This window comes from Streptomyces recifensis, assembly GCF_002154615.1.
GTDB classification, from domain to species: Bacteria; Actinomycetota; Actinomycetes; order Streptomycetales; family Streptomycetaceae; genus Streptomyces; species Streptomyces griseoluteus.
In genome coordinates this window covers 1-24,192 of the sequence record NZ_MUNH01000221.1, presented here as the reverse complement: position 1 = coordinate 24,192, position 24,192 = coordinate 1, and the positions used below count along the sequence as shown (strand labels likewise).

General features: G+C 69.6%; 18 protein-coding genes and 2 pseudogenes. 13 read left to right on the top strand and 7 right to left on the bottom strand.

What is annotated here, in order from left to right; translation table 11 throughout:
- Positions 1-93: 93 nt before the first annotated feature.
- From CCN33_RS13270 to CCN33_RS13260, 3 genes are read right to left on the bottom strand one after another with little or no spacing between them, the layout of a single operon-like run.
- Positions 94-1,065 (bottom strand): antibiotic biosynthesis monooxygenase, encoded by a 972-nt coding sequence (locus CCN33_RS13270; RefSeq protein WP_086693834.1) that lies wholly within the window; start codon positions 1,063-1,065, stop codon positions 94-96.
- A 6-nt stretch (positions 1,066-1,071) separates the two neighbouring features.
- Positions 1,072-3,789 (bottom strand): molybdopterin-dependent oxidoreductase, encoded by a 2,718-nt coding sequence (locus CCN33_RS13265; RefSeq protein WP_086693833.1) that lies wholly within the window; start codon positions 3,787-3,789, stop codon positions 1,072-1,074.
- Positions 3,786-4,613 (bottom strand): FAD binding domain-containing protein, encoded by an 828-nt coding sequence (locus tag CCN33_RS13260; protein WP_086693832.1) that lies wholly within the window; start codon positions 4,611-4,613, stop codon positions 3,786-3,788. The genes CCN33_RS13265 and CCN33_RS13260 overlap by 4 nt, the downstream gene beginning before the upstream one ends.
- Before the next feature lie 266 nt (positions 4,614-4,879).
- On the opposite strand from CCN33_RS13260, the pseudogene CCN33_RS33765 reads away from it, so the two are divergent.
- Positions 4,880-4,965 (top strand): annotated as a pseudogene (locus tag CCN33_RS33765) (IS5/IS1182 family transposase); the annotation flags it as partial.
- Positions 4,966-5,237: 272 nt separating this feature from the next.
- Positions 5,238-6,428: a Cmx/CmrA family chloramphenicol efflux MFS transporter gene (locus CCN33_RS13255; protein ID WP_086693831.1), complete on the top strand. Its 1,191-nt coding sequence runs from the start codon at positions 5,238-5,240 to the stop codon at positions 6,426-6,428.
- Between the two features lie 830 nt (positions 6,429-7,258).
- Here CCN33_RS13255 and CCN33_RS13245 read toward each other — a convergent pair.
- The gene (locus CCN33_RS13245) at positions 7,259-8,281 is read right to left on the bottom strand and encodes a LacI family DNA-binding transcriptional regulator (RefSeq protein ID WP_086693830.1); all 1,023 of its coding nucleotides are present in this window, start codon (positions 8,279-8,281) and stop codon (positions 7,259-7,261) included.
- A gap of 151 nt (positions 8,282-8,432) precedes the next feature.
- Here CCN33_RS13245 and CCN33_RS13240 point away from each other — a divergent pair, with 151 nt between their 5' ends.
- From CCN33_RS13240 to CCN33_RS13210, 7 genes are all read left to right on the top strand, one after another.
- On the top strand, positions 8,433-10,241 hold the full coding sequence (locus CCN33_RS13240; protein ID WP_086693829.1) for a glycoside hydrolase family 2 protein: 1,809 nt from the start codon (positions 8,433-8,435) through the stop codon (positions 10,239-10,241).
- A gap of 85 nt (positions 10,242-10,326) precedes the next feature.
- Entirely contained in the window at positions 10,327-11,670 is a 1,344-nt protein-coding gene (locus tag CCN33_RS13235; RefSeq protein ID WP_086693828.1) for an extracellular solute-binding protein, read from the top strand.
- Positions 11,671-11,688: 18 nt separating this feature from the next.
- Positions 11,689-12,594, top strand: coding sequence for a carbohydrate ABC transporter permease (locus CCN33_RS13230; protein WP_086693827.1), 906 nt, complete (start codon positions 11,689-11,691; stop codon positions 12,592-12,594).
- A 1-nt stretch (position 12,595) separates the two neighbouring features.
- Complete coding sequence (locus CCN33_RS13225; RefSeq protein ID WP_107483935.1) at positions 12,596-13,537, top strand: carbohydrate ABC transporter permease; 942 nt, start codon at positions 12,596-12,598, stop codon at positions 13,535-13,537.
- Between the two features lie 110 nt (positions 13,538-13,647).
- Positions 13,648-15,105, top strand: coding sequence for a family 43 glycosylhydrolase (locus CCN33_RS13220; protein WP_086693826.1), 1,458 nt, complete (start codon positions 13,648-13,650; stop codon positions 15,103-15,105).
- A 130-nt stretch (positions 15,106-15,235) separates the two neighbouring features.
- Positions 15,236-16,186 (top strand): NADP-dependent oxidoreductase, encoded by a 951-nt coding sequence (locus CCN33_RS13215; protein WP_208621741.1) that lies wholly within the window; start codon positions 15,236-15,238, stop codon positions 16,184-16,186.
- Positions 16,187-16,204: 18 nt separating this feature from the next.
- Positions 16,205-17,695 (top strand): tetratricopeptide repeat protein, encoded by a 1,491-nt coding sequence (locus CCN33_RS13210; RefSeq protein ID WP_244173783.1) that lies wholly within the window; start codon positions 16,205-16,207, stop codon positions 17,693-17,695.
- Between the two features lie 49 nt (positions 17,696-17,744).
- Here CCN33_RS13210 and CCN33_RS31090 read toward each other — a convergent pair.
- A pseudogene (locus tag CCN33_RS31090) lies at positions 17,745-17,837 on the bottom strand (IS5/IS1182 family transposase); the annotation flags it as partial.
- 242 nt (positions 17,838-18,079) lie between these two features.
- On the opposite strand from CCN33_RS31090, the gene CCN33_RS13200 reads away from it, so the two are divergent.
- The 3 genes from CCN33_RS13200 (at position 18,080) to CCN33_RS13190 (ending at position 20,593) form a co-directional block, all read left to right on the top strand.
- Entirely contained in the window at positions 18,080-19,264 is a 1,185-nt protein-coding gene (locus tag CCN33_RS13200; protein ID WP_483027240.1) for an ATP-binding protein, read from the top strand.
- Positions 19,265-19,811: 547 nt separating this feature from the next.
- Positions 19,812-20,081 (top strand): GlsB/YeaQ/YmgE family stress response membrane protein, encoded by a 270-nt coding sequence (locus CCN33_RS13195; protein ID WP_086693822.1) that lies wholly within the window; start codon positions 19,812-19,814, stop codon positions 20,079-20,081.
- Between the two features lie 266 nt (positions 20,082-20,347).
- Positions 20,348-20,593, top strand: a complete 246-nt coding sequence (locus tag CCN33_RS13190) for a DUF5133 domain-containing protein (RefSeq protein ID WP_086693821.1) — start codon at positions 20,348-20,350, stop codon at positions 20,591-20,593.
- A 547-nt stretch (positions 20,594-21,140) separates the two neighbouring features.
- Here the strand turns inward: CCN33_RS13190 and CCN33_RS13185 are convergent.
- Positions 21,141-22,043, bottom strand: a complete 903-nt coding sequence (locus tag CCN33_RS13185; RefSeq protein ID WP_167387845.1) for a DUF2690 domain-containing protein — start codon at positions 22,041-22,043, stop codon at positions 21,141-21,143.
- Between the two features lie 237 nt (positions 22,044-22,280).
- Here CCN33_RS13185 and CCN33_RS13180 point away from each other — a divergent pair, with 237 nt between their 5' ends.
- Positions 22,281-23,147: a L,D-transpeptidase family protein gene (locus CCN33_RS13180; RefSeq protein ID WP_086693819.1), complete on the top strand. Its 867-nt coding sequence runs from the start codon at positions 22,281-22,283 to the stop codon at positions 23,145-23,147.
- Between the two features lie 437 nt (positions 23,148-23,584).
- Here CCN33_RS13180 and CCN33_RS13175 read toward each other — a convergent pair.
- Positions 23,585-24,192: MFS transporter (locus tag CCN33_RS13175; RefSeq protein WP_140394530.1), on the bottom strand; the 608-nt coding region annotated here is incomplete at its 5' end.

Sequence of the window (24,192 nt, the reverse complement as noted above, 5' to 3'; positions counted from 1 at the left end):
CCACCCGGAGCGCCTTGCCGGGGATGCAGGCTGCCAGGTCACGGACATCGATCGCCGCGGCATTTCAGGACGGCGGGCTATCGATGTCGCCGGTCAGGGCAGCGTCCAGAACCGGACCGTGACGAGGTAGAAGACGACGACCCAGAAGACCATCGCCACCGCGACGATGCCGAGACCACGGAGGTTGCTCCTGACCGGTTCGTCCGGTGCCGGCCGCAGCCATCGCCCGAGCATCGGGTTCACGTAGTAGGGCATGGTCAGGAAGCTCATGAGGAAACTCGACAGCAGGTTGCCCACGAGCAGGCCGATCCAGAGCGGCATGTGCAGCGGGGACAGAGCGAGCGTCAGCAGCACGACAGTCGGGTACAGGCCGACCCAGACCGCGAGGGAGGTCCTGGTCTCGGAGGGGGGCGACGGTTCCTCCTTGGCGTTGCCCTCGAAGGCGAACCAACTGCCGAACGAGTTGTCGATCGTACGCAGTTTGAAGTCGCTGAACTTCTCGCCCTCGGCCAGGATCCGCTGCCGTTGAGGCGACGTCAGCCACGCGTCGAGGTGTTCCGCGCTGTCGTAGCGGTACAGCGTGGTCCATTCCTCCTGAAGCCCCTCGATGGGGCGGAAGAGCTCGGTCCCGCGAAACCCCTCGAACTTGCTCTCCTCCTCGACCATGTGGTGCTGCCAGGCGAGGAAGTCGTCGACCTGGTTCGGGGAGACGCGGTGCGTGACCACCACGGTGACCAGCGGATCCAGTGACTGGGTGCCGCTGCTGACCACCTGCTGGGTCGCCGGACCGTCGAAGTACTTGGAGCCGACGTCGAGAAACGTCTGCCTGGTCGCGCTGTTGATCCACGCCTGCAGATGCGCCACCGAGTCGAACCGGTACACGACGACCCAATCGGACTGCAGCGCCGTCGGCGGGGAGACCTCGGCGCCGAGGAAACCGGGGTAGTACGCGGCCGCGGCGTTGAGATCCTCCTGCCATGACTCGAACTCCCGCTCCGTCCCGGGCAGGACCTTCTGGCCGATGATCGCCGTCGCCGCGGCGGCTACGTTCCTTTCGCTGTTCATGGCGGCTCAGCCCGTCGGCACCGACTGCTCAGCAGAGAGCCGGCCGTAGATGCGTTCCGGAGTCAGCGGCAGCGCGCGGTAGCGGACACCTGTGGCGTCATGCACCGCGTTCGCGAGCGCGGGAGCCACCGGGTTGATGCAGCACTCCGCCATCCCCTTCGCCCGCAGCGGCCCGACCGAATCCGCCGAGCCCACCAGGAGGACCTCGGTACGGGGGCTGTCGGCGTAGGTGGGGATGCGGTAGTTCCGGAGGTTCGGGTTGACCATGACGCCGTTGCCGTCGACCTGATGGTTCTCGGTCAGCGCGAAACCGACTCCCTGGGCGACACCGCCCTCCACCTGTCCCCGGACCTGCGCCGGGTTGATGATCACCCCGGCGTCGGACGCCTGCACGCTGTACAGGATCCGTATCTCACCCGTCACACGGTGCACGGCGACCCGGAACCCCTGGGTGTTGGAGGTGACGCTCCGGGGCGAGCCGTATGCCTTGCGGGCGGCGGTGAAGCGGATTCCACGTCTCCGGGCCAGCGCGACGAGTTCGGCCAGCGACACCCGCCGGTCCCCGCAGACGACACCGTCGTCGTCCATCGTGCACATCACGACATGGATGCCCGTGTGCGCGGCGGCGAACTGCAGAATGCGGTCGCGCACGGCATTGGCCGCCCGCAGGACCGCATTGCCCGCCACGAAGAGGCCCGCGCTGGCGAAGGCACCGGTGTCGAATCCCGTGCGGTCCGTGTCGGACTGCACCAGCCGGATCCGTGCCGGTGTCGTGCCCAGCTGGTTGGCCGCGATCTGGACATGGGCCGTGGAGGTCCCCTCCCCGAACTCGGCGGTGCCGACGGCCAGTTCGTAGACGAGATCGTCGCCCAGTGTGACCCATGCCTCGGAGAGGTGGTCCGTCGGGGGCGCGGTCTCGTGCAGGGAACTCGCCACGCCGGCTCCGACGAGCCACTCGGGGCCGGGGGCCAGCTGGCCGGCCGTACGAGCCAGGGCGTCACCCACCAGGTCGATGCACCGGCCGAGGCCGTCCTCCGTGAAGACCACGTCGTCGGGGCCCTCGTGCAGCGCGAGCAGGGGCTCACCCGGCCGCACGATGTTGCGTCGGCGCAGTTCGAGCGGGTCGATGTGCAGGGCGCGGGCCAGTTCGTCCATCGCCGACTCCACGGCGAACGCCGGCTGCGTCATGCCGTAACCGCGCAGCGCCCCGCTCGGCACGGTGTTCGTGTAGACGGAGTACGCGTCGTACTTCTTGTTGGGGCAGCGGTAGATCATGACGGCGGCTCCGCCCGCGTACAGCGTTTCGCCGCCGTGGTTCCCGTAGGCACCGGTGTTCGACACGTTGCGTACCTGGAAGGCGGTGAGCGTTCCGTCAGCCTTCGCGCCGAGCGTGACCGTCAGGCTCATCGGATGCCGCGGGGAGGCCGTGGTGAACTCCTCCTCACGGGTGTACTCGAAACAGGTGGGCCGTCCGGTGTCCAGGGTGGCGAGCGCGACCAGGTCCTCCGCGATCACCTCCTGCTTGCCGCCGAATCCGCCGCCGACGCGCTTGCAGAACACCCTCACCTGGTCCGGGCGCAGCGCGAACAGGTACTCCAGCTTGACTTTCGCGATCGACGGTGACTGGGAACTGGTGCGGACGTTCAGCCGGCCGTCCTCCATCCAGGCGATCGAACCGTGCGTCTCCAGATGTGCGTGCTGCACCCGCGGGGAGAAGTACGTGCCTTCGTGGATCACGTCGGCCGCGGCGAACCCCGCGTCGACGTCACCGATGTGCGAGTGGAGTTCGACCAGGATGTTGTGGCCGGGGTCGCGGACGAACGGATCGTGGGAGCCGTGCAGCTGGGGCGCGCCGTCGGCCATCGCCGCCTCCGGGTCGAACACCGCCGGCAGCACCTCGTACTCGACGGCGAGACGCCGGCAGCCCTCCTCCGCCGCCCCGATCGTGTCGGCCAGGACCACGGCGACGCGCTGGCCGGCGAAGCGGACCGTGTCGTCGAGGATGTAGGTGTCGTCCGGGTCGACCAGGTGGTCGGTGTGGATCGCCGTGGTGAAGCGTCTGCGGGGGACGTCTTCCCAGGTGTAGACCCGGTGCACGCCGGGCACCGCGAGGGCGGCGCTCTTGTCGATCGAGAGGATCCGGGCGTGGGCGTGGGGCGAGTGCAGCACCTTGAGGTGCAGCATGCCGCCGATCCACGTGTCCATGGTGAACTCGGCGTGACCGGTCACCACGTCATGGCCCGCGGGGGCGCCGACGCTCGTTCCGACGGCTTTGCCCGGTGCCGCCGTCTCCACCGCGCTGACGCCCTTCACGGCGTCCTCGATCGCCCGGTATCCGGTACAGCGGCAGAGGTTGCCCTTCAACGCCCGTGGCAGATCTGCCTTCTGGTCCTCGGTGAAGGTCGCCGACGTCATGATCATTCCGGCGGTGCAGAAGCCGCACTGGAACCCCGGGGCGTCCTCGAACTGCCGCTGCATGGGATGCGCGGCGCCTGGTCGCCCGAGGCCCTCGATCGTGGTCACCTCACGGCCGTTCGCGCGGAAGGCGGGGGTGATGCAGCTGTGTACAGGCACTCCGTCCAGCCACACCGTGCAGGCGCCGCAGTCGCCCGCGTCGCACCCCTTCTTGACGCCGAAGTGGCCGAGTGCGCGCAGGAACGTGCGCAGACACTGGCCCGGGGCCGGTGCCCGGTCGAATCTCCGGCCGTTCACGATGTAGGTCATGGCAGGTCCCCAGCCGTGAGTTCGCGGCGGATCTCTTCGGCGAAGTGCCGTGACAGGTGCAGACGGTGGTCGGGGGTCCCGTTGGGATCGGCGAACCAGACGTCGGCGGGCAGGGCGTCGATGCTCTGCCGCAGGGTTCGGGCGTCGGGCAGGGACACGAAGGCGAAGCGGACCGGCCGCGTGGTTCCGGCGGTGACGGTGAGCAGCAGGTCATTCCCTCCCGGACGTTGCGTGCCGACGAGGAACACCGTCGAGCGGCCGAGCCGGGTCAGTGTGAAGCGACGGTGCGCGGTGCTTCTGCGCAGCGCGTACTCCGGAATGGTGATGCGCCGGAGGATCTCCCCGGGGGCGAGAATGTTGCGGTGGTCGCCCGTGACGAAATCCAGGGCGTCGACGATGCGTACGGAGCCGTCGGGCCCCCAGAGCTCGTACCGCGCCTCGAGCGCGACCGTCAACGTGATCATCGGGCCGGCGGGCAAGGACAGGCAGATGTTTCCGCCGACGGTCGCCGCGTTCCAGACCTTGAACGAGGACAGGAATGCCTCGCAGCTCTTCCTGAAGAGAATTCCGGCGGTCCAGGTCTCCGGCCATGGAAAGGCGTACAGGTCGCCAATGGTGCAGGTGGCGCTGATCTCCAGTCCCTCGTCCGTCGGAACAAGAGGCTCCCAACGCAACGCCGTCAGGTCGATCAGCCGTCGCAGGTCCGGCTGCTCCGTGGAATAGAGCCATGTTCCGCCTGCGAGCCAGGCGTCGCCCTGGTGCCAGTCCCTGCCTGGCTGCTCGGACGGCTGCCGGATCACTTCGGTGATGGTGTTGAGGTCCATGAACCGACCTACCTGAGAACGGACCTGCGGGAAGGCGCCGTCCCCTGGGGCTGTGGGCATGGAGTTCCCGCCGACCGCGCAAGTACCCCGTGCCGCACCGCCGGGCGGCCGAGCCGCGTAGAGACGGCGGGCGCGCACAGTTTTAACCAGTTTATCGCAGCATGGGGATAACGCCCCGGCCAAACATGGCTGAGCGTGACGGAACCACTCTGGAACGTCACGCCAGTGTTCTTGCGACGCTGCCCTGGACCGCCCCCTCCCGCGCGCAGCGCAAACGCTTCCGCGCCGGCACGTGCTCCTCGTTGACGGCACGCTCGTGCCCACCCGCGACCACAGCACCGCAGAGCAGTCTCATTGGGTGTTGCGGGACGGGACGTTGGTGACGCAGGCCAATGCCGGTGAAACCTAGGTGCCTTGGCGGGCGTCGGTCGGGTAGCGTGCGGGCCATGTCGAGTCCTGAGTCAGACAAGGTGGGGGCTTTCGGTCACGCCGTCAGCCCCCTGAACCCCTGAGCTCGTAGCCTTGTCGTCGCGCCGCATGCTGCGGTGGGACGCGTGTGCCCCTGGGGCTGGCCGCGGTGACGAGATGACCTTCTCGTGCCTCTCCTCACCCCGGAGCCACTCGATGCCTCTCCCGCTGTACCTGCTTGCCCTGGCGGTCTTCGCCATGGGTACCTCGGAGTTCATGCTCGCCGGCCTGTTGCCGGACATCGCCTCAGAACTCGACGTCTCCGTCGGGACCGCAGGCGTGCTCACCTCAGCCTTCGCCATCGGCATGGTCGTCGGCGCCCCCCTGGTGGCCGCGCTTGCCCGCAACTGGCCCAGGCGCTCGACCCTTGCCGGATTCATCCTCGCTTTCGCGGCAGCCCACATCGTGGGTGCCCTCACCACCAGCTTCTCCGTCCTGTTCGCCACCCGGGTCGTCGCCGCACTCGCGAACGCAGGGTTCCTCGCCGTCGCTCTCACGACTGCTGCCACGCTGGTCTCGCCCGACAAGAAGGGACGTGCGCTGGCCGTGCTGCTGTCAGGCACGACGGTGGCCACGATCGCCGGTGTCCCTGCGGGGGCGGTACTCGGCACGTTGCTCGGCTGGCGGGCCACCTTCTGGGCCGTCGCCGCTCTCTGCCTGCCCGCAGCTCTCGGCGTTTTGAAGGGGATCCCCACGGGACGGGAGCAGGCAGAGGCGACTGGCGGGCCGGCCCTGCGAGCAGAGCTAGCCCAGCTCACCCGGCCGCGCTTGCTCCTGGTGATGCTGCTCGGCGCACTGGTGAACGCGGCGACGTTCGCGAGCTTCACCTTCCTCGCTCCCGTGGTGACCGACACCGCCGGGCTGGACGAGTTGTGGATCTCTGTCGCGCTGGTGCTCTTCGGTGCCGGTTCCTCCGTCGGGGTCGCCGTCGCCGGCCGGCTGTCCGACCAGCGTCCCGGTCTGGTCATCGCAGTCGGTGGTCCGTTGCTGCTCCTCGGCTGGCCGGCCCTGGCCATGCTGGCCCACCAGCCGGTCGCCCTGTTCGCCCTCGTGTTCGTGCAGGGCGCGCTGTCGTTCGCGCTGGGCAGCACACTGATCACCCGGGTCCTCTACGAGGCGGCCGGAGCTCCCGCCATGGCCGGCTCGTATGCGACCGCGGCCCTCAACATCGGCGCCGCCGCCGGCCCTCTCATCGCCGCGACCACCCTCAGTACCGCGGTCGGGACCCTAGGGCCGCTATGGGCAAGCGGGCTGCTGGTCGCTGCCGCGCTACTCATCGCGTTCCCCCTCCGCACGGTGGTCGCGACCGGCCGGACCTCGGCAGCGCCGAAGCGGACTTCCTTGTGAGCGGGCTGCTGATCGGCTGCTGCTCGACTACGACGACACGCACGCAGCGGCCCGCCAGCACGAGCGCGGGCGCTGACGTGGCGGAGGGGTCAACCGGTCGGAGCCGGTGGGACGGTTCCCAAGGGACTGGGAGGAGGGCAGGCGGCGTCCCAGGTTCGCGCGTGCACCTGCTTCCACACCTCTGCCCAGTCCGACGGGCACGAACTGGTAGGTGCCGCGACCGGCGACGTGGGGGCCGTGGCAGTGCTCGGGGGCCGGTACACCGGATGGCACTCCACCTCGTACGCCCCACCGGTGCAGTCGGTGTCCGACTCGCCGGCACACGCGGAGACGCCGAACGCCAGTGCCGCAGCGACGCAGACGGCCCCAACTGCCCCCGCCACAGGCGGCCGCTCACGCTTGCTCGTCATGTCCGGCCCCCCGGTCCGTGCGGCAACAGGACGGAACGGTCATTGTGGCGCACCGGGCGTCGGGCCGCGTAGGCCTTCCCCCTACTCGGGGTCGACGATGCGGTCGCTCTCTCCCCACAACACGTGCACCAGGGGCGCGAGTTCGCCCAGCCGCCGGAGCAGGGTGGGGTCGGTCATGGCAGGGCCGGTAGCCGACCAGGGCCGGCACGTCCGGGCTCGGCACGGTGTCGCCGGCCGGTGGCCGCGGCGCCCTGCTGGCTCTCACATGCGGCTACGCCGCCCGAGCGCACCGCCGCCTCGTCAACCGCCCCAGTTCAGGAACTCGATCGCTCCGCGCCGGCTTGGAAGCCCGGGACTGGACGGTGCACGTGCTCGAGACCGCTCCGCTGTCCGCCCGCGGGCAGGCCCTCCCCCGGCGCCTCAGCCGCCCGTGCTCTCCCGCACGATCACCTCGTGCCCGACCACGTGGTCCTGCAGCGGCCCGCCGTCGGGATCGTCGATCCGGTCGATGAGCAGCAGGACCGCGGCGCGGGCGATCTCCCTCTTGTCCGGGGCCACCGTCGTCAGGGTGGGCACGCTGAACCGGGACGCCTCGATGTCGTCGAAGCCGACCACGTCCATGTCCTTCGGCACGCTCACGTTCTTCTCGTGCAGGGCCCGCAGCGCGCCGAGGGCGAGATGGTCGTTGAGGCAGAGCAACGCGTCCGGCGGCGTCCGCTGTTCGAGGAGCGCGGCAGCAGCCCGGGCGCCGTCCTGCCAGTGGTAGGCGTCGACACCGATCACGAGGTCGCTGTCGAAGGGGACGTGGGCCGCCTTCAGCGCCGCCCGGTGGCCGTCCGTGCGCAGCCGGTCGGTGCCCTGGCGGCCACGGACGCGGCCGCCGACCACCGCGATCCGGCGGCGGCCGCGCGCCAGCAGATGTTCCGTGGCGTCGCGTGCGGCCCGTACGTTGTCGATCGCGACATGGTCGGTGCTGCCCTCCGCGGGCCGCTCGCCGAGCAGGACCACGGGCAGCCGGCGGTCGCGGGTGGCGAGGTCCTGGGGCCGGAGCGCGAGCGGGCTGAGGATGATCCCGTCGGAGAACTGGGCGTCGAAGCCGTGCAGCGCGGCCAGTTCACGCTCTCGCGAGCCGCCGGTCTGGTGGAGCAGTACCGTTCTGCCGTGCCGGTCGGCCTCGGTCATCACGTGCTTGGCCAGCTCGGAGAAGTAGGCGACATCCAGTTCGGGGACAGCGAGGGTGATCATGCCGGTGCGGCCCTGTCGCAGCTGACGGCCCGCGATGTTGACCCGGTAGCCCAGGGCGTCGATCGCCTCCCGGACGGCCTCGCGGGTGCGGTCGGAGACATGCTCGAAGTTGTTGATCACGTTGGAGACCGTTTTGGGCGAGACACCCGCGTACTCCGCAACGTCTTTGATCCTGGGTCTGGCCGCCACGCTGTCCATTCCTTCCGTCTGCCGTCCGCGATCGTACCGAGCATCACGAAACGGTTTCGGGCCCGATCCCGCCTCGCTCCGCATATTTACAACGATGTAATCGCCATGGTGCCATGAGCCGCGCACCAACTGGCACCGCATTGACCCGGCAAGGAGCACCATGCCTGTTCCCCGTCCCGAGTACCCGCGACCGCAGTTCGTCCGCGACGCCTGGCTGAATCTCAACGGCACTTGGCAGTTCGAGATCGACCGGTCCGACACCGGCCTGGAACGCGGCCTGCGGGAGCGCGAACTCGCCGACCGCATCACCGTGCCCTTCTGCCCGGAGTCGGAGCTGTCCGGGATCGGCGAGACGGACTTCATGGAGGCCGTCTGGTACCGGCGCACGGTCACGGTGCCCGCCGACTGGGCGAACGCCCGGGTGCTGCTGCACTTCGGCGCGGTGGACCACGACACGACGGTATGGGCGAACGGGACGGAGGTCGCCCGGCACCGCGGCGGCTTCACCCCCTTCTCCGCGGACCTCGGCGCCATCGCCGCTCCCGGCGAGGAGCTGACGCTGGTGGTGCGGGCCCGCGACACCCGGCACGGCTCGCAGGCCCGCGGCAAGCAGGCCACCTGGTTCGCGAACTCGCACTGCCACTACACCCGCACCACCGGCATCTGGCAGACGGTATGGCTGGAGCCGGTGCCGCGCGCGGTCGCCCTGCGGCGGCCCCGGATCACCCCGCATCTGGCGTCCGGCACCTTCCACCTGGAGCTTCCGCTGACCGGCAACGCCCCGGGGCACCGGGTGCGCGCCACCCTAGCCGACGAGCAGGGCGCGATCGTCACCGCCGAGGCCCGCGCCGACCTGGACCTCACGCCGATCCTGACCCTCGCCGTGCCGGAGGACCGGCAGCGCGTGTGGTCACCGGCCGACCCGCATCTGTACGACCTCACCTTCGAGATCGTCGATGCCGAGGGGGCGCCGGTGGACCGCGTGGCCTCGTACGCCGGCCTGCGCTCGGTGTCGATCGACGGCAAGCGGCTGCTCCTGAACGGTGCACCCGTCTTCCAGCGCCTCGTCCTCGACCAGGGGTACTACCCGGACGGCGTGATGACGGCGCCGAGCGACGCCCACCTCGTACGCGACATCGAACTCGGTATCGCCGCCGGCTTCAACGGAGCGCGCCTGCACCAGAAGGTCTTCGAGGAGCGGTTTCTCCACCACGCGGACCGTCTTGGCTACCTCGTGTGGAGCGAGTTCGGCGACTGGGGCTGCGAGGTCGGCGTCCGCGACGACAACCAGCGGCCGGACGCGAGCTACGTCACCCAGTGGCTGGAGGCCCTCGAGCGGGACTACTCGCACCCGTCGGTCATCGGCTGGTGTCCGCTGAACGAGACGTACCAGAACCTGCACGACCGCATCACCCAGCTCGACGACGTCACGCACGCGATGTTCCGGGCCACGAAGCAGGCCGACGGCACCCGCCCGGTGATCGACGCCTCCGGCTACGCCCACCGCGTGCCGGAAACCGACGTGTACGACTCGCACTGCTACGAGCAGGACCCGGTGGAGTTCGCCAAGACGATGCGCGGCCTCGCGGAGGACCGGCCGTACGTCAACACCGGCCCCGAGGGCCGCGTCTGGTCGGTCCCGTACAACGGGCAGCCGTACTTCTGCAGCGAGTTCGGCGGTATCTGGTGGGACGCCACGGCCTCCGCCGAGGCCGCCGGCAACGTTCTTGACGACTCCTGGGGCTACGGTGAACGGCCGCGCAGCGCCGAGGAGTTCGTTGAGCGGTTCACCGGTCTGACGGGCGTCCTGCTGGACGACCCGGACATGTTCGGCTACTGCTACACCCAGCTGACGGACGTCTTCCAGGAGCGCAACGGCGTCTACCGCTTCGACCGCGGCGAGAAGGTCGACACCGCCCTGCTGCGGGCGGCGCAGCTGCGCGCGGCCGCCTTCGAGAACGTGAACTAGCTCAGTCGGTCCTCTCGTTTACATCGATGTATGCCTGTGGGTGGCGGTGTCGGGACGACCCCGCCGCCCGCCGGGAAGGAGCCTCATGACCGGCATACCCGCCCCCGTCGGTCGCCCCGCGCTCACCAGGCGCCGCGCCCTGACGGCCGCGTTCGCCGCCGGGGCGTCGGTCCTCGGCGTGGGCGCGCTCAGCGGCTGCGGCAGCGCACTGGCCGCGGACGACAGCACGGTCCGCCTCTGGGACCTGTTCCAGGGGGCCGACGGCGGCCTGCTCAACGAGATGGTGCGCACGGCGCAACCCGACATGCGGGGTACGCACATCGAGCGCACCGTCCTGGAGTGGGGCACCCCGTACTACACCAAGCTGGCCATGGCGTCGGCCGGCGGGCGCGGCCCTGACGTCGCCGTCGCGCACATGTCACGGCTCGCCGGCTACGCGCCGACCGGGCTCGTGGACCCGTGGGACATGGACCTGCTGGCCGAGTTCGGCGTGCACGAGAGCGACTTCGCCGACGCGGTGTGGAGCCGGACGCAGTACAAGGGCGCGACATACGCGATCCCGCTCGACACCCATCCCTTCATCGTGTTCTTCCACCCGGAGCCGACGAGGAAGGCGGGGCTGCTGAAGGCGGACGGCACGCTGGACCTGGACGCGTTCTCGTCTCCCGACAAGTTCCTCGCCGCCGGACGGGAGCTGGCGAGGGCCTCGGGCAAGGAGGGCATCTCCTTCGGGTACGTGAACGACACCGCGCAGGGGTGGCGGCTCTTCTACGGCCTGTACAAGCAGACGGGCGGCGTCTTCGACCTGCCGCCCGGCGGCCCCGCGAAGGTGGACGTGGACCGGATGGCCGAGGTCATCTCGTTCATGGCCAAGCTGGTCGACGGCGAGGCCAACCCCAAACGGCTCGACTACAACGCGAGCGTGGCCGCGTTCACCAACCGGCAGACGGCGATGGCGCTGTCCGGAGAGTGGGAGCTCGGCACTTTCCGCACCGCGGACACGAAGGTGGACGCAGCTCCCTTCCCGACCGTCTTCGGCACCCCCGCGGTCTACGCCGACTCGCACTCGTTCGTGCTCCCCCACCGCGACGCCCCCGACGCCGGGCACCGCCGCCGCACCCATCAGGCCGTGGCCGCCCTGCTCAAGGCGGGCCAGACGTGGGCGACCGCCGGGCACATCCCCGCGTACACGCCCGTCACCCGTACCAAGGCCTACTCGGAACTGCTGCCGCAGGCCCACTACGAGTCGGCCGCCTCGCACGTGGTCCTCGACCCGGCGGCCTGGTTCGTCGGCGCGGGCTCCGACTTCCAGAACGCCATGTCGCAGGTGCTCCAGCAGGCCCTGCTCGACGGTCTCTCCCCGGACCGCGCGGCGCGGGCGATGGTGCGCCGCGTCAACACCTTCCTCTCCAAGCCCAGCCCGGCCTGACCTCCAGGAGGCACAACGATGTCCTCTCCACGCGTTTCGCCCCGGCCGGGACCGCCGTCGCCGCGTCGGCTGCTGCCCCCGGGCCTGCTCTTCGCCCTTCCCTTCCTCGTCCTGTTCGCGGTCTTCATGCTGTGGCCGCTCGGGCAAGGCCTGTGGATGGCGCTCACGGACCGGGCCCTGTCCGCGCACACCCCGTCCTTCATCGGCCTCGACAACTTCGGTGAGGCGTTCGGGGACGCGGAAATGTGGCGGGCCCTGTGGCATACCGTCATGTTCACGCTCGTCTCCACCGTGCCGCTGGTCGTCGTGGCGCTCGGCATGGCGCTCCTCGTGCACACCGGGCTGCCGGGCCAGTGGGTGTGGCGCCTGGCCTTCTTCGCGCCGTACCTCCTACCGGTCGGCGTAGTCGGCCTGCTGTGGCTGTGGCTCTACCAGCCCGATCTCGGCGTCTACAACCACCTCCTGGACGCCGTCGGCCTCGGCAAGGTCGCCTGGCTGAGCGACGAGTCGGTGGCCCTGTGGGCGATCGCGCTGACGACGCTGTGGTGGACGGTCGGCTTCAACTTCCTGCTCTACCTGGCCGCCCTGCAGTCGATTCCCGATCACCTGTACGAAGCCGCGGCCATCGACGGCGCCGGTGCCTGGCGGCGCCTGTTCTCGATCACGCTGCCGCAGCTCGGCCGCATCACGACCGTCATCACCGTGCTGCAGCTCCTGGCCTCTCTGAAGGTCTTCGACCAGGTGTACCTGCTGACCAAGGGCGGCCCGAACAACTCGACGCGGCCGGTCGTCGAGTACATCTACGACGTCGGCTTCACCGGCTACCGGCTTGGCTACGCGTCGGCGATCAGCTACATATTCTTCGCCCTCGTGCTGCTCGCCTCCGCCGTACAGTTCGCCGTCCTCCGCCGCCGGGAGAAGTGACATGACGACCAGCACCGACGCCCCCGTCCGTCGCGCGGGACAGCGCATCGTGCCCGTACGCCCGCCACGCCGCCCGGGTGGCGCTCCCGGCCGGACGACCACGAACCTGACGCTCGGGGCAGGACGCACCACGCGCGTCCTCGCCCTGGCGGTCCTCGCGGTCGCCGCCCTGATCTGGCTGCTGCCGACAGCCTGGGCGCTGCTCACGGCCTTCAAGTCGGAGGCGGACGCGAGTGATCCGGTGCACTGGATCCGGCCGGAACACGGCTTCACGCTCCAGGCGTTCAGCAGGGTGTGGGAGCGTGGCGATCTGCCGCTGTGGATGCTCAACAGCTTCCTGGTCTCCGTCGCCGTCACCGCGATCACCGTGCTGGTCTCCGCGATGGCCGGCTACGCCTTCTCACGCACCCTGTTCGCCGGCCGCAGGTGGCTGTTCACGCTGACGATCGCGGCGGTGCTCGTGCCGCCGCAGATCCTCATCGTGCCGTGGTTCCAACAGATGCTGACGCTGCATCTCCTCGACACGTACGCGGCGGTGATCCTGCCGCAGACCGTGGCACCCGTGATGGTGTTCATCCTGAAGAAGCACTTCGACTCGCTCCCCGTCGAGCTGGAGGAGGCGGCCCGGATCGACGGCGCCGGACACTGGCGGATCTTCTGGTCGGTGCTGCTCCCCCTTTCCCGGCCGATGCTCGCCGCCGTCGCGATCTTCGTGTTCATCGGGGCGTGGAACAACTTCCTGTGGCCGTTCGTGTCGACGTCCGATCCGTCTCTGATGACCCTGCCCGTCGGCATCACGACGGTGAAGGACGCGTACGGGATTCAGTACGCGCAGTCGATGGCCTCGGCGGTGCTCGCCGCGCTGCCCCTGGTCGCCGCGTTCGTCTTCTTCCAGCGGCACATCGTCAAGTCCGTGGCCACAACCGGCCTGGGCGGGCAGTAGGCCCGTACACCAGGACGAACTCCCGTCTCGGGAAGCCTCGTTGATACCGCACTACGCCCTCTCCTGACCCCCCGGACCTCCGGGACTTACATCGTTGCAAGGAGCCGCTCGTGCACGCACGGTCCCGTACCGCCCTCGTCCCCGCACTCCTCGCCCTCCTCGCGGGGCTGACCTGTGGCCCGCAGGCCGCCGCCCACCAGGAGCCCGCCGAACGGCCGGTGAGTTCCGCGGCCGCGAGCGGCACCTTCCGCAACCCGCTGAACACCGGCCCCGATCCGTTCGTGACATACGCGAACGGGGCCTACCACCTGACCACCACCCAGGGCGACAGCATCAGGATGTGGAGCTCACCGTCCCTGGCCACCCTGCTCGACGCCGACCCGAAGACGGTGTGGACGGACACCGAAAGCTCCCGCAACCAGCACATCTGGGCACCGGAGTTCTACCGCTTCGACAACCACTGGTACCTGTACTACACGGCCGACGACGGCACGGACGACCACCACCGGCTCTTCGTGCTGGAGTCTGCCGGCGACGATCCGACTGGCCCGTACCACTTCAAGGCGAAGCTCACCCCGCCCAACCACACGGGCGACTTCGCGATCGACCCGGGCATCCTCCAGCACGACGGCAAGCTGTACCTCGCGTACAGCGGCATCAACCCGTACCAGCACAACGGACTGAACATCGCGCCGATGTCGAACCCGTACACCGTGTCGGGCGACGCGGTCGCGATCGACGCCGCCGGGGGCTGCCCAGAGGTGCGCGAGGGGCCGGAGTTCCTGAACCGCAACGGGCGTACGTGGATGACGTACTCGACCTGCGACACCGGGAAGCCGGACTACCAGGTCTGGATGATGTCCCTTCCGGACAACGCCGACCCCCTCGTCCCGGGCAACTGGAAGCGGCACCCGGGTCCGGTGTTCTCCCGCGCCGACGCACGCGGCGTGTTCGGCCCGGGCCACCACGCCTTCTTCACGTCCCCCGACGGGACCGAGGACTGGCTGGTCTACCACGCCAAGACCACGTCGACGAACACGTACACCAACCGCACGACCCGCGCGCAGAAGATCTCCTGGAACGCCGACGGCAGCCCGGACCTCGGCACTCCCCTCGCCCTGGGCGCGACCCAGAACCTGCCGTCCGGCGATCCCGGCTCAGGCAACTACTGGATCAACGACGACGGCCGCACCAGCGGCGTCGGCGGCGTGACGTACTCCGGCACCTGGAAGTCGGGCACTGGTTGCGCCGCCCAGTGCTTCTGGAGCGACGACCACTGGAGCGACCGGGCCGGCAACTCGGCGACGTTCACCTTCACCGGCACCCGGATCGCGCTCCTGTCGGTCCAGGACACCGGAAACGGGATCGCGGCGATCAGCGTCGACGGCGGACCCGAGCAGCGCGTCGACTTCTACGGCGCGATCCGCACCGGCGAGACGCTCCAGTACCTGAGCCCGCGCCTGGCCGACGGTCCGCACACGCTGCGTGTCCGGGTCACCGGGGAGCACCGCACCGCGTCCATCGGCTCGTTCATCAGCGTGGACCGTGCCGAGGTCTACAAGGACTGACTCCCGCCGCTTTCCCCACTCCCCCTCGAATCCGACGTCTCGGGTCGGACTGCGTGAGGTCGGGCCGCCGAGGCGATGGGTACCTGCCGCCTCGTTCCCGGACAGGCCGACCACGGCAGGCTGGGTGACCATGAACGACATGAACACGATGCGCGCCATCAGCCAGGACGTCCTCGGCGGACCCGAGGTCCTGAAGGAAGTGACGTTGGAGCGGCCCACGCCGCGTCCGAACGAGGTGCTGGTCCGGGTGCGGGCCGCCGGGGTCAACCCGACCGACTGGAAGCACCGGGCGACCGGCGGATTCCTCGGCGACCCCCCGTTCGTACTCGGCTGGGACGTCTCCGGTGAGGTCGCCGAGACCGGCATCGGCGTGGCCGCGTTCCGGCCGGGCGATGAGGTCTTCGGCATGCTCCCCTACCCCTTCGGCCACGGCTCGCACGCCGAGTACGTCATCTCCCCGGTCCGCGCCCTGACGCACAAGCCCGCCTCGATCGACCATGTCCAGGCGGGCGCGCTGCCGCTGGTGTCGCTGACGGCGTGGCAGGCGCTGACCGAGCATGCCGGCCTGCGGTCCGGGCAGCGGGTGCTGATCCACGCCGCGGCGGGCGGGGTCGGGCACGTGGCGGTGCAGATCGCCAAGGCGCTCGGCGCGTACGTGATCGGCACGGCGAGCGCGGGCAAGCACGACTTCCTGCGGGAGATCGGTGTGGACGAGCCGGTCGACTACCGGTCCACGGACTTCACGCAGGCGGTGCGGGACGTCGACGTCGTCCTCGACACCCTGGGCGGCGAGACGTCCGTGCGCTCGCTGGAGGTGCTGCGACCGGGCGGGATCGTGGTGTCGATCGTGCCCTTCGGCGACCAGGAGTTCTTCGACGAGGCCGAGCGGCGCGGGGTGCGGGCGGTGCGGATGCTGGTGGACTCCGACCGGTACGGGATGCGGGAGATCGCCCGCATGGCGGAGGCGGGGCAGCTGAAGGCGACAATCGCGGAGACCTTCCCGCTGGCCGAGGCCGCCAGGGCACACGAGCTGGGCGAAACCGGCCGGACGACGGGCAAGCTGGTGCTTGTGGTGGACTAGGTTCTGTCGTCAAAGGCCATGCATCAGCCTGAGGGCGGGACACGAAGGCCGCTGCCGTGCCGGCAGCCCATCCAGGCCGCCGGCCGACTGTCAGTGACTGCCTCTACGCTTCCGGCCGTGAACACCGGTGATCTTTCTTGGCAGACCCGTAATTACGGTGGCCTGCATCCCCGAAAAGTGGACCTCCTGCTGGAGCACGGTCACCTGGACCTGGTGATCCGAGCAGCGGAAGAGCGCGGGGAGTGGTTCTGCGCCGAGCGCGCGGCGCAGGAGCTGTGCCGGACGGGCGACTTCGACCGGGCCATCGGGGTGGTCGAGCCGTTTGCGGCTCTCGGGTGGCGGCCGGCCCTCTGGGCGAAGGCGGACGTTCTGTTGCGGGCGGGCCGGACGGACGAGGCCCTGGATCTGGTCCGTCCGGACGAGGAGGGGCGCACCTCGGAGTACGTGTGCCGGGACTTCGCCGAGTTGCTCGTCAGAGCGGGGTGTGTTGACGAGGCCGTCGATCTGCTTGTGCCGCATCTTGGGGGGCGGTGGATCCGGTCGGTGCTGGTGGAGATCACCGAGGGGCAGGGCCGCGACGAGCGGGTGCTGGAGTTGATCGCCCCGCACACCGAGACCGCGCGGCAGGCTCTTGAGGAGAGCCGTTGGGCTTCCAACGACGAGGAAGTCCTGGCACTACAGGCTCGGACGCTGGAACGGATGAACCGCGCCGACGAGGCGATACGCGTCCTCGGTGCGGACATAGCCGAGAAACGTTATGGCACCCAGAAGACCCTGACCGCCTACGCCGAACTGCTGTCACGTCACGGTCGGCTCGACGATCTGCGCGAGATGGCCACCGGAGAGCACGCCCACACCGTCCTGGGCATCTTCGCCGGTGCCCTCCGCGACTGCGGCCGGGCCGACGAGGCCGAGACGGTGATGCGGGAGGCCATCGCCGCTGACGGCTGGGTCGGGTATCGGGCCTGGCTCTCCGCGATTCTGCTGCAGGACGGCCGGTTGGACGATGCGATCGCCGTGGCCGAACCCGGCTTCAGCTGGTACGACTGCTCCAATCTCCTGGCCCGACTCGTCCAGACGCTCCTCGACCGTCCCGAGGAGCTGCTCTACCTCCTGGATCACCCCCTCACCGTTCCCCACCACGGCCACGAGGAGTTCCAGCACTGGTGGCGGGCCTTCGCTCTCGCCGGCCTCGGTCGCGCCGAGGAAGCGCTCGCCGTGGTCGAGACCCACCCGGCCCCGTTCAGCGACCCCCGGCTCGTCAGGGCCGACCTCCTCAATACCGCCGGTCACCTCGCGCAAGCCGAGGCGGAACTGCGGGATCTGGGTACCGTCGCAGCACGTGAGGATCTGTTCGAGATCCTCGTCAAGCAAGGGCGAGCGGCCGAGGCGGTCACCGTCCACCCCATGGTCGCCGAGCAGCGTGCCGCCAGGGCGAAGACCGCATCCGTCCCCCTGCGGGAGGACGGGTACTCTACGGAACCCCCCTTTTTAAGGGTTGTCCCGTAAATGATCTCCGAGTCTGCTCGGGCGTGGTGCCGCGGTGCGGGCCGTTCGTCTATCCGGCGAGGGCGAGGTTGTGCATGCGGGCGATGCCGAGCATCGCCTGGTGCACTCCGTCGCCGCTGAGACGGCAGTCGCGGAGAATCTTTCAGGTCTTCATGCGGGGGATCGGGATGGTTACCGCGACCGCTGCCGACCGGGGGTGGCGGCCACCGCCGCGCCGGCCCGCGCCTCCGCCGAGCACTCCCGCGGGGCTCCGGAGGAGAATGGGACTCCCGGCTCAGGTGAGGTGGTGGCGATGCCCCCTGGCATCTGCGCGACTATCACGACGACGATCTCGACCAGGCCATCCAGATCTGGGACCAGAGCCGTCAGGCCGAGGCGGAGTCGGTGTTCCCGGTCTCGGAGGTGATGGCCGCGGCCAAGGCCGGTCAGCCGGCGGTGGTCGCCCTGGTGGGCGACGAGCTGGTGGGCATGGCCGTGGCCCAGGCGGACGGCAGACGGGCGTGGGTCGTCCTGGTGGCGCTGGCCTCCCGCTGGCGTGAGCGCGGGATCGGCAGCGCGCTCCTGGCCGAGCTGGAGCGCCGGCTGCGTGCCCTGGGGGTGAGGCACGTCAGCGCGCTGCTGCCCGCGGGCGCCGCCGGCACCCAGGCCCTGGAGAACTCCGGCTACCGGCTCCGCGAGGGCCTGACCTACTACGAGAAGCTCGAACCGCCCGGCGCCGACAACGCCGACGTACTGGCGGCGCTCGGCGGGCGCATGCTGCCCGGCGGCCTCTGGGACGCCATGGCCGGCATGGAGCGGGAGAAGCAGATCGTCGAGCGCCGTGTCGTGCTGCCGCTGACCGAGCCGGCGCTGGCCGACCGCTACGGTGTGGCCCCGCCCAAGGCGATCATCCTCTTCGGCCCGCCCGGCACCGGGAAGACCAGCTTCGCCAAGGCCGTGGCCTCCCGGCTCGGCTGGCCGTTCGTGGAACTGTTCCCGTCCCGGCTCGCCACTGACACCGGCGAGGGCCTGGCGTCGGCGCTGCGGGAGGCGTTCACGGAGCTGGCCGAGCTGGACTCGGTGCTGTTGTTCATCGACGAGGTGGAGGAGATCGCAGGTGCGCGCTCCGGCAAGGCGGTCGATCCCGGGCACGGAGTGACCAACGAGCTCCTCAAAATCATCCCTGGTTTCCGTGAGCACGACGCCCGGATGCTGGTGTGCGCCACGAACTCGGTGCGCTCCCTCGACGCGGCGTTCCTCAGACACGGCCGGTTCGACTACGTCATCCCCATCGGCCCGCCGGACCCTACGGCCCGTGCGGCGATCTGGGCCCGCTACCTCAGGGCGGCCGGCGACGCAGTGGACATCGGCCGCCTGGTCGCGGCGAGTGAACTGTTCACCCCGGCCGACATCGAGTTCGCCACGCGCAAGGGGGCGCAGGCGGCGTTCGAGCGCGAGATCACCGAGCGCGGCGGCAGGCCGGCCGGCACCGACGACTTCATGACGGCCATCGCCGACACCCGGCCGACGCTCACCGCCCGCGCGCTGGAGGAGTTCACCGAGGACATCGGGACGTACAGCCGCCTGTGAGCCGGCCCGGCGCGAGGCCGCTGGACCGCCGAGCAGTGGCTCCAGGGGGTCGGCGGTCGGCGGTCGGCACAGTCGAGGAGCTGGTCACGCGACGAGTTCACTGCTCCGGGTCGTGGCCCGTCCGGCGAAGTCGGCGGCGGCGCTGGGGAGTTCCTGCAGTCGGGCGACCTGCGATCTCGTCCGAGCAGCCCGCGAGCCGAGCTTCGCCATCAGGACGCTGCAAGGTGCCTCGCACTGCGGCGTCGGCCAGTTCGAGCGCCTGGATGCGTGTGGGAGCCAGGCTTGCCAAGCGCGCCTGCTCCTATGAGCTTTCAGCGAGTTGACGCACTTTCTGTCAGCGACAGGCCACGTCAGAGACCTCCTGCCGCGCGCCGCTCACTCGGCCACGCGTCCAGCTCGCGACCGACTTCGCGGTTCGGCTGTCCGCTATTGACCCGTGCATCGCCCAGACGGTGGAAATTCTGGCCGCCCGCGAGGTTTGACAGCCGCTTCGCCGTGCATACGTGGCGTTGACGAAACCTTTATCTGAGCAGCTAGGAGACATGTCGTGGGCATCATCGCGTGGATTCTCATTGGCCTGATCGCCGGGTTCATCGCCAAGGCGATCATGCCGGGGAAGGACCCGGGCGGGGTCATCATCACGATCCTGATCGGTATAGCGGGCGGTCTGCTGGGCGGCTTCCTCGGCAAGGTCATCTTCGGTGTCGACTCCATCGATGGTTTCTTCGACCTCTCCACCTGGATCGCGGCCATCGTCGGCTCGGTCATCCTGCTGATCCTCTACCGCGTCATTACGGGCAACCGGCGACGCGCCTGACCGCTCCGTACTCCACAACGCGTTGAACGGCTCCTCCCCCATCTGGGAACGGAGCCGTTCGCCATGTGTGGGCTTGCCCTCCGTCGCGCTCGAGTCGCGACGCCGCCCGCACCCGCCGGCCCGACGACCCCCAGTCGTATTGCTCCCGCTGGTCCGGGCACCCCCGGCCGAAAGGTGTAGACCCCACCCGACGGGGCAGTTGGGAGCAGACCTGACTGCCGATGTCATCGGCGCGTCGTGCCGTCTTATCTGTGGAGGAAACTGCCATGTTGCTGCCGGCCGAGAAGAACCTGCGTGCAGTCCTGGCACGCTTCGCCGCCGCACGCATCGACCATGACGCGCTCCCCACTCCCGAGACCGGCCGGATGCTGCAGGAGTCCTCCGAGACGCTTCGCGCCATGACCGGCACCCACACCGTCAAGGACGCCCTGCGCACCGCCGACGCGATGCTGGAGCAGTACCGGGCCGACCGCAGCGGCATCGCCCAGGCCGACGAGGCCCTCGCCGCATAGCCGAACCGGGGACGAGGTGCGCGAGCGGCAGCTGCCCCTTCCACCTGGACGCGCAGTACGGCCGCGGCGGCGAAAGCCCCACCGAAGTTCCAGAGCGGCGTAGCCTCTGCCGCGAAGATGTGGCCGGGGTGATCGAGCAGCACCTCATCACGGTCGGGGCAGCGTCCACGACCACCGTCGCCCGCTGGACAGCCGCGACCAGTTCACCTGGCAGAGCGTCACAATCGCCGCCATCGGCTTCACCGTCACGCCGACAGCCGCCTTCACCGACTACGGCAAGTACCGCGCACGCAGCTGCCTCCCGCTCCAGACCGCCGATGCCAGCGAGGAAGAGGCCAACGCCTTCACCCGTGGCGGCTCCGGTCCGGATCACCGCGTGACGGGTTCGCCGGTGTCAGCGAACGCATCCGTCGCCGCGCTACGCCCGAGCCAAGGCGTCGGTCGCCTGCCGGGCGGCCCGGTCCGCGGCCGTCGTGCACTGGTCACTGCCCGCCGGGTCCGGTTCATGTGCACGCTCCGAGTGACCGTCGCACTTCAGCGCGGCTGGTCACGGTCGTGTGGTGGCGGAGGTGGCCTGGGTGGTGGCGCAGACGGTGCCCCGGCCCTCGACGATGGCACAGGCCTGGACACCGGTGAGGGAGTCCACGTGGGCCATGGGGGTGTGGGCGGTTTTCCCGGTCTGCTGGCGGTACTCCTGTGAGTTCTCTTCGTCGTGCTGGACCGTGAGCATGATCCGGTCTCCGGGGGAGGTGCCGCTCATCCTGGCCCAGGCAGCGTGGCAGCGAGCGCTGTAACGCAGTTCGACGAGGACGCCGTAGCCGCGGCCGGTGTATGCCGTCGTGGCGTCCTGCGCGCACACCGTGGTGGTCGGCTCCACGGACGTACAGGAGACGCCGCTGCAAGTGGAGGGCGGCGCATGGCGGGCTGCTGCCGCTGGTGTCGACCGGTGGTCCTCTCCACCGGCTTGGGCAGAGCCGCTGGAGTGCTGCCAGACCAGGAGCGCGACGACCAGGGCGACGACCACACCTGATGCGGTGAGGATCGTCACCATGGTCCTCTTCGTCGGGGTCTCGGCCGGTGCCGGTAAAGGTGCTCGGGCCGTCGTCGCCGGGGATGCCGGTGGCACGGACCGCTTGGGGAAGCGACCGCGCTCCGTCTCCGCGCGCTGGTGCAACCCCAGGGCCCGGTCGAGTTCCGTCTCGCTCCGTGGCGCTTCGGCGGCCTGCGTGCGAATGCGCCACAGCACCTGAATCGCCTCGACAGCGGGAAGCGTGGCACCCGATTCCCATCGCGAAACCGTCGGTTGTCTGGTCCCCAACTTCTTGGCGACCGCGTTCTGGCTCCGGTTGCTCTCCTCGCGCCAGCGCTTGAGCGTCTGCCCCAACTCGATTGCTGCGGCAGTCGGCGGCTCCTGGCCGCTGTCGGCGTCGTCTCGAGGCTGGGTGTCCACCCGCACGCTCCCTCTGTTCACATTCAAACACCAGGTCAAAGCCCATACGCGCAACCGTGTATATGCGCGTATGACCGGTACCGCGCTCAGCGTAGAACCGGCTCCGAACATGGTCCAAGGTTGTCGTCAGCCGGAGAAAACGTCCCGGCAGACCCCCTCCCCGGTAGTCCCTGGCCGCGCCATGCCCTGGCGCGTCACGGGCCTGCCCGGAGACATGACACGAAAGGACGAACCCTCATGAACGCGAAGTACCGCACGACCTTGCGGATCACCGCCGCCACAGCCGCCTCCGTCGGGATGCTCTCCGTACTGGGCCTGACCACACCGGCCGGCACTGCCGCCGCCCACGACGTCGGCACCACCCACCCGGGCCACGTGGCCCAGCCGCTGAACGCCGCCCACACGGGGAAGAAGGCCGCCGGTGCCTCGCACGCCCGACACTGGCCCACGCTGCGCTCCGGCAGCCGTGGCCCGGCGGTGAGGGCGGCCCAGCACCTGCTCACCGCTCGGGGGCACGCGGCGAAGGCAGACGGCGTGTTCGGCTCCCGCACCACCGCCGCGGTCAAGGCCTTCCAGCGCCAGCACCACCTCAACGCCGACGGTGTCGTGGGACCCGACACCTGGAACGCGCTGGCGAACGACGGTACCGGCACCACGCCCCCGCCGCGCGGGTACATGCTGAAGTTCACCAAGAACCGGAATGCCCCGGGCAACTCGAAGCTCGCTCTCTACCGCGACGGCCGACTCGTCAAGAGCTACCGTGCCGGGTCCGGCATGGGCAGCACGGACGAGTGCGCCCGCAACGTCGGCTGGCTGCCCAGCGGCACTTACAAGGTCCTCGGGCATCAGACCAACCGCAACACCAAGATCAAGGGCTATGCCATCCGCCTCGAGGACATGCCGTGTCACACGAAGCGGGGCAAGAGGGGGATCACGCGCGGGGACCTGTTCATCCACAGCAACATGACAAAAGACGGCGAGAGCCGCTGGGGCAGCTACAAGTCCAACGGCTGCATCAAGCTCACCCCCGCCGACATCAAGAATCTGTTCGCCCGCCTGAACCAGGCCCACTGGCCCAGGAACCTGACCCTCCGGGTCAGCTGACATCACCACCCCTCGGGTAGGGGCTTCCCGGGCGCATTGCCGGGGAAGCCCCTACCGGCGACACGGGCCCGGTAACCAGGGGGACCTCAGGCGAGGTTGATCTGTCCGGGTCGCGCTCGGCCTCGAACGCCGACTCGTGATCGATCACCGGCAGGTCAGCCGGCAGTATCCGCACGCAGGGCCGCCGTGAACGGGTGGGAGCGGCGCGAGGAGCAAGCTCGGCGGTAGGACCGCGAGCCCGGGGCCGAGGCCCATGGCGGCGGGGGCGGCCGCCACCGGCATGCTCCCGGCTCCGGGAAGACCACGGACCCGGCCCGATCACATCGTCGCGGATATTACTGATCAGGCACTTTCCGGCTTGATTGGCAAACGGCCGAGAACCGCGGACCGCGTCGGACAGTTCGCGTCTCGGACGACACCCGGCGCCGTCGCGGCCGCTACGCCTGCTCTACTGTGCGAGGACCGTGTGCGGCTGTCCGTTGGTTGTCCGGTGTCAGGCGGTTGATGCGGTAGACATCCGGCACGCAGAGGTTCAGGACGGTCGCAGCCGCGATCATTCCTGCACAGGTCAACAGCACTGCCTGGCTGCTCCAGGAGTGGGCCGCGAGAGCGGTGATGAGGTAGCCCACGGGAATGGCGAGGCGCTCCCCCACGCCGTTGAGGGCGCTCATGCGGCCCTGTTCCGTCTGCGGAACACGTTGTTGGAACGCGGTAGTCCAGGCGACGATTGCGACATCGAGCCCGATCCCTGCGAGTGTGGTGGCCGGCAGGACGAGAGACAGTGGCACCGTGCAGGCCATGGCCGCCAAGGGGAGCGCGAGAGCACCGGCCGCGACGACCGCGACCGTGAGCAGTCGGTACGGCTTCCAGCGCAGGCAGACGAGGGTTCCCACCAGCAGACCGCAGGTGAAGGCCGCCTGGATCAGGCCCCAGTCGCGGGCACCGGCGTACTGCTCCGCGGCCACGAGCGGGCCGAGAAGCTGGAAACCTGCCAGCCACGCGGAGACCAGGACCGTGCCGACGGCCGTGTAGGTCCACAGCCAGG

Coding starts and splice junctions, on each gene's coding strand:
- CCN33_RS13270 (WP_086693834.1), bottom strand. CDS start 1,065: ATGAACAGCGAAAGGAACGTAGCCGCCGCGGCGACGGCGATCATCGGC.
- CCN33_RS13265 (WP_086693833.1), bottom strand. CDS start 3,789: ATGACCTACATCGTGAACGGCCGGAGATTCGACCGGGCACCGGCCCCG.
- CCN33_RS13260 (WP_086693832.1), bottom strand. CDS start 4,613: ATGGACCTCAACACCATCACCGAAGTGATCCGGCAGCCGTCCGAGCAG.
- CCN33_RS13255 (WP_086693831.1), top strand. CDS start 5,238: ATGCCTCTCCCGCTGTACCTGCTTGCCCTGGCGGTCTTCGCCATGGGT.
- CCN33_RS13245 (WP_086693830.1), bottom strand. CDS start 8,281: ATGGACAGCGTGGCGGCCAGACCCAGGATCAAAGACGTTGCGGAGTAC.
- CCN33_RS13240 (WP_086693829.1), top strand. CDS start 8,433: ATGCCTGTTCCCCGTCCCGAGTACCCGCGACCGCAGTTCGTCCGCGAC.
- CCN33_RS13235 (WP_086693828.1), top strand. CDS start 10,327: ATGACCGGCATACCCGCCCCCGTCGGTCGCCCCGCGCTCACCAGGCGC.
- CCN33_RS13230 (WP_086693827.1), top strand. CDS start 11,689: ATGTCCTCTCCACGCGTTTCGCCCCGGCCGGGACCGCCGTCGCCGCGT.
- CCN33_RS13225 (WP_107483935.1), top strand. CDS start 12,596: ATGACGACCAGCACCGACGCCCCCGTCCGTCGCGCGGGACAGCGCATC.
- CCN33_RS13215 (WP_208621741.1), top strand. CDS start 15,236: ATGAACGACATGAACACGATGCGCGCCATCAGCCAGGACGTCCTCGGC.
- CCN33_RS13210 (WP_244173783.1), top strand. CDS start 16,205: ATGCATCAGCCTGAGGGCGGGACACGAAGGCCGCTGCCGTGCCGGCAG.
- CCN33_RS13190 (WP_086693821.1), top strand. CDS start 20,348: ATGTTGCTGCCGGCCGAGAAGAACCTGCGTGCAGTCCTGGCACGCTTC.
- CCN33_RS13180 (WP_086693819.1), top strand. CDS start 22,281: ATGAACGCGAAGTACCGCACGACCTTGCGGATCACCGCCGCCACAGCC.